4 protein-coding genes are annotated in these 4,711 nt (G+C 68.8%); 2 read left to right on the top strand and 2 right to left on the bottom strand.

The features are described from left to right. Positions 1 to 179: 179 nt before the first annotated feature. Positions 180 to 1,574 carry an MATE family efflux transporter gene (locus WBB14_RS18990; protein WP_424241201.1) on the bottom strand — a complete coding sequence of 465 codons (1,395 nt, stop codon included), beginning with the start codon at positions 1,572 to 1,574 and terminating at the stop codon, positions 180 to 182. Positions 1,575 to 1,629: 55 nt separating this feature from the next. Then, on the bottom strand, positions 1,630 to 2,307 hold the full coding sequence (locus WBB14_RS18985) for a hypothetical protein (protein WP_424241200.1): 678 nt from the start codon (positions 2,305 to 2,307) through the stop codon (positions 1,630 to 1,632). A gap of 193 nt (positions 2,308 to 2,500) precedes the next feature. Here WBB14_RS18985 and WBB14_RS18980 point away from each other — a divergent pair, with 193 nt between their 5' ends. Together WBB14_RS18980 and WBB14_RS18975 are read left to right on the top strand one after the other, a co-directional pair. Further along, the gene (locus WBB14_RS18980) at positions 2,501 to 3,436 is read left to right on the top strand and encodes a LysR family transcriptional regulator (protein WP_424241199.1); all 936 of its coding nucleotides are present in this window, start codon (positions 2,501 to 2,503) and stop codon (positions 3,434 to 3,436) included. A gap of 59 nt (positions 3,437 to 3,495) precedes the next feature. Continuing rightward, entirely contained in the window at positions 3,496 to 4,446 is a 951-nt protein-coding gene (locus WBB14_RS18975; RefSeq protein ID WP_424241198.1) for an adenosine deaminase, read from the top strand. The last annotated feature ends 265 nt before the right edge of the window (positions 4,447 to 4,711 follow it).

Genomic DNA, 4,711 nt, shown 5'->3' with positions numbered 1-4,711 from the left:
GGCAAGGTCTGGACCGGCACTGCGGGCTGGGCGCGCGAGCCGGTGGCGGAAGCGGGTCCCTGCGCCTGCGCGGCGCCGGCAGCAGCGGCGGCAAAGCCCGCGGCCAACAGCACACGGGAGAAGGAGTCGAGTCGAAGGCGTACGGAACGCTGACGCATGGCTATCCTGAAAAATCGAAGTCAGCCGGGATCGTACCGCGACCGGGCGTCAAAATCGAACGCGCCGCTGGCGGGTGGCGCGCGCAGCACGCGCCGGCACAGCAGCATCGCGATCAGGCTGAACAAGGCGAAGCCCGCCGTCTGCCCCGCCAGCACGCCTTCCGGGCCGCCGTAGTGCGCGCCCAGCCAGACGAAGGGCAAGGTGCCCACGGTCGCGCGCAGCCAGCCGATGGCGGTGGAGTACGTGGCATAGCCCAGGTTGTTGAACACCGCGATAGCGACGAAATACAGGCTGTTGAGCGCCCAGGCGAAACTGCCGTAGCGGCAGAAGAAGACGATCAGGTCGCGCCCTGGCCCGGTCACCTGGAACAGGTCGGGCATCCAGGGAGCCAGCAAGGCCAGCAGGACGGCTACCGAGAAGCCGTAGATCAATGACCAACGCGTGGTCAGACGCGCCGTCTGCTGCACGCGGTCCCACTGCCCCGCGCCCAGGTTCTGCCCGAGGATCGGCCCGATGGCGCCCGGCAGCACGAAGAACAGCGCATAGGCCAGTTGCAGCACCCGGTCCACCACCGTGGCCCCCGCCATCACGCTGGAGCCGAAGCCCGCATAGGTGGACACGGTGAAGATGACCGCCGCGGGCGTAGCCAGCGTGGTGAGCGCGGCCGGCAAGGCAATCCGCCCTATCGCGCCCAGGTGCGCGCGCAATGCGGCGCCCGTGGGCCAGGCCACCAGCCGGTGCTTGCGGAACACCAGCCACGCGCCCAGCGCCACCGTGGCCAGGCGGCCCGCGCCGCTGGCCCAGGCCACGCCCACCATGCCGCCGTCCAGCACGAAGATGACCAGCGGGTCCAGCACGGCGACCGTCGCCGTTCCCGCCAACAGCACCCACATGGACTGCCGGCCATGGCCTGCGGCGCGCAGCAGATTGGACAGCATCATGCCCATGCCCATCACCACCGCGAACGGCGTCGTGATGAGCACATAGGACAGCAGGTGCCCACGCACATCCTCGGCCAGGTCGATGGCCGTGGTGAAGGGACCGATAGCGGCCAGGAACAAAGCCCCCGAGACCAATGCGGCGGCGGCCATCAGGACCAGCGAAGCGCCGCCCAGCGCCCGGGCGCGCGGCCCATCCCCCGCCCCCAGCGCGCGCGACACCAGGGCCGCGCCGCCCACGGTCACGCCGATGCAGACCGAGATGATGGTGAACTGCGTCATCGATCCGAAGCCCACCGCGCCCAGCACCGCCTCGTCCTTGAGCGTGCCCAGGTACAGCAGCGACAGGAACTCCACCGCGAACACGGCCAGCATGCTGGCCCAGCCGGTCAGGACCATTTCGAGCACGTGCGGGCCCATGGGCCCGGACACGAAGCGGGCGCGCGGGTCACCGGCGGACGGATTTTCGGATTTCATCAAGGCAACCGGGTCAACTGCGGCCGCGGCCGCGGGGAAAGCGGATCGAACGCGGTCAACGTCCCGCAGGCGCGAACCAATACTGGAACACGCTGCCCTCATTCGAATACCAGGGCAACATACCGATGCTGTCGGACTCCCGCAGCACCGACACCAGCAAGCCTCCGGCCTCCGGCCGCAACAGCGCAACATGGCGCCGCACGCCCATGGACTCGTACTGGCGCCAGTCGTGCCGCACGCTGACCCATAGCCGGCCCTGCGTGCAGCCGCTAAGACGCCGGATGCCGTCCGGTCGGGCAGGCCGGGCCGCGCCAGGCAGGGCAGCGGGATCCTGCGCGCCATTCAACTGCGCCAGACGGCCGGACGAGCGCGCGCCCTGCCCGTCCAGGGCCAGGACCGTCCATCCGTCCGGCGCGGCCGTGAAAGCCACGGTGGCCTGGGGTCCGGAGCGCCATTCCGGCAGCGGGTTGTCGTCCATGCCTGGAAGGTCCAGGGGGTACTTCAGGAAAATGCGCAGGTCCTTCAGGGCAACCGTCTCGCGATCGCCCGAGACGAACTCGCCTTGCGCCCGGTAGGTGCCGGCCAGATGCGGGCATTGCGCCGGATCCGATGGCAGCGCCGCGAGCGTCCCGTCCCGGAAGGGCGGCCAGGCAACGGAAACGCCATCGATCCTGGATGCGCCGCAACCGGTCAAGACCAGCGCGGTCAGCGCCGCTGCCGCAAGCCTGCCCATCCTCCGCGCGCCGCACACCGTTGCATTCATGGCTGCCCTTTTTCTCTTGCAGGCCGCCGGGCTGGCCCGCGCCGCGCTGTCGATCATCAGTCAGGCGCGAACTATATCCGAAACCCGGCCGGCCGAATCCTGGCCGGCGTTGCCAAGCGCGCAGCGCGGGAGAATAATCGGCAACTCCCACCCGACCCGCGCCATGACACCGTTCCGAGGCAAGCTCCGCATCCGGCACCTGGAAATCGTGCTGACCGTCGCAGAACTGGGCAACCTGTCCAAGGCCGCCGCCCAATTGCACAGCACGCAGTCCGGCCTGTCGCGCGCCATCGCCGAAATCGAGGAGCTGGTAGGCGCGCGGCTATTTGAACGCACCGCCAAGGGCACCACCTGCACGCCGCTGGGCGAGACCATGTGCCGCCACGCCCGCCTGCTGCTCACCGATTTCCGCAAGGCCGAGATCGATCTCGCCGCGGTATCGCGCGGCGACGAGGGCAGCCTGACGGTGGGCTGTTTTTCGATGTTCGCGGGCTGGCCGGTGGCCGAGGCCGCGCGCGCCTACCGCCAGGCCTATCCGCGCATCACGCTCACCATCGAGATCGGCACGCATGAACGGCTGATCGAAGACCTGGACGCGGGCGCGCTGGACGTGCTGATCAGCCGCTTCTCGGCCACCGTCAACCCGCAGATCTACCGTTCCACCACGCTGCTGGAAGATTCCGTGGTGCTGGCCTGCGCCACGCACCATCCCCTGGCCCTGTTGCCCGGCGCCACGCTGGCCGATTACGTGGCCTACCCCTGGATCACCGCCCTGCCCGGCAGCCGCATCCGTGGCGAACTGGAAATGTCGCTGCGCCAGGCCGGGCTGGAGATTCCGGATATGATCGGCGCCCTGTCGCTGGAATTCGGCCGTGAAATGCTGCTGGACGGCCTGTACCTGTGGATGCTGCCCGGCAGCGTGGCGGCCATCCGGCAGGCGCGCGGCGAGCTGGTGGTCCTGCCCGACAGGCCGGTCCTGCGCAAGTCGCCGCTGGCGGCCATCTGGCGCCGCGACCGCCCCAGCACGCGGCAGGCGCGCGCCTTCGCCGCCCAGCTCCAGCAAGCCATTCAGGCCGACGCCATCGCGCTGACGGCCTGAGCCTGCAAGCGCATTGCGCGTTATTCTGGACAGGCAACACTTTTTTGATCGGAGCACCCATGTACGACTGGCTCAACGCACTGCCCAAGGCGGAACTGCACCTGCACCTGGAAGGGTCGCTCGAACCCGAGCTGCTGTTCCGGCTGGCCCAGCGCAACGGCGTGGCGCTGCCGTGGCCGGACATCGAGTCCCTGCGCGCCGCCTACGACTACGGCAATCTCCAGGAATTCCTGGACCTCTATTACCGCGGCGCGGACGTGCTGCGCACCGAGCAGGATTTCTACGACCTGACCTGGGCCTATCTGCTGAAATGCCGCGAGCAGAACGTGGTGCACACCGAACCGTTCTTCGACCCGCAGACCCACACCGACCGCGGCGTGCCCTTCGAGGTGGTGTTGGGCGGCATCAGCCAGGCGCTGGCGGACGGCCGCAAGCAGTTGGGCGTGAGCAGCGGGCTGATCCTGAGCTTTCTGCGCCACCTGCCCGAAGAGCAAGCCATGCGCACGCTGGAAGCGGCGCTGCCCCACCGCGACGCCTTCATCGCCGTCGGCCTGGACAGCAGCGAAATGGGCTTTCCGCCGCGCCTGTTCCAGCGCGTGTTCGAACGCGCCCGCGCCGAAGGTTTGCCCGGCGTGGCGCACGCGGGCGAGGAAGGCCCGCCCGAATACATCTGGGAAGCGCTGGACCTGTTGAAGGTGCTGCGCATCGACCATGGCGTGCGCGCCGCCGAAGACCCGGCGCTGATTGCGCGCCTGATCGACGAGCAGATCCCGCTGACCGTCTGTCCGCTATCCAACACCCGGCTGCGCGTGTTCGAACACATGCGCGAGCACAACATCCTGTCGCTGCTGGACGCGGGCGTGAAGGTCACCGTCAACTCCGACGATCCCGCGTATTTCGGCGGCTACGTCAACGAGAATTTCCACGCGCTGTACGACCATCTGGGCATGTCACGCGCCCAGGCCCAGGCCCTGGCGGACAACAGCCTGGACGCGCGCATCGTCAAGTAGCAAACGCGCCCCCGGCCCAGCCATGCGGATTGCGCATGGCAATGTTCGAAACCTGCATGCCTGGCGCGGCCCATTCCTCCCTACCATAGTCCGACCGCCGCGGCGCCTGCCGCGGCCGGGCCATGGACCAATACACAAGGGGCAGGATATGAGTCAGTTCGTCCAGGCGGCGCTGCAGGCAGGCACGCTGACCGGCGTGCAGCAAGGCGGCGTTTGCCGCTACAGCGCCATTCCCTATGCGCAGGCGCCGATCGGCCGCCTGCGC

It is taken from the genome of Achromobacter sp. (genome assembly GCF_049647645.1).
Lineage (GTDB): Bacteria > Pseudomonadota > Gammaproteobacteria > Burkholderiales > Burkholderiaceae_B > Achromobacter.
The sequence above is the reverse complement of the archived record's forward strand: the minus strand, read 5'-3'. Positions and strand labels throughout refer to the sequence as shown.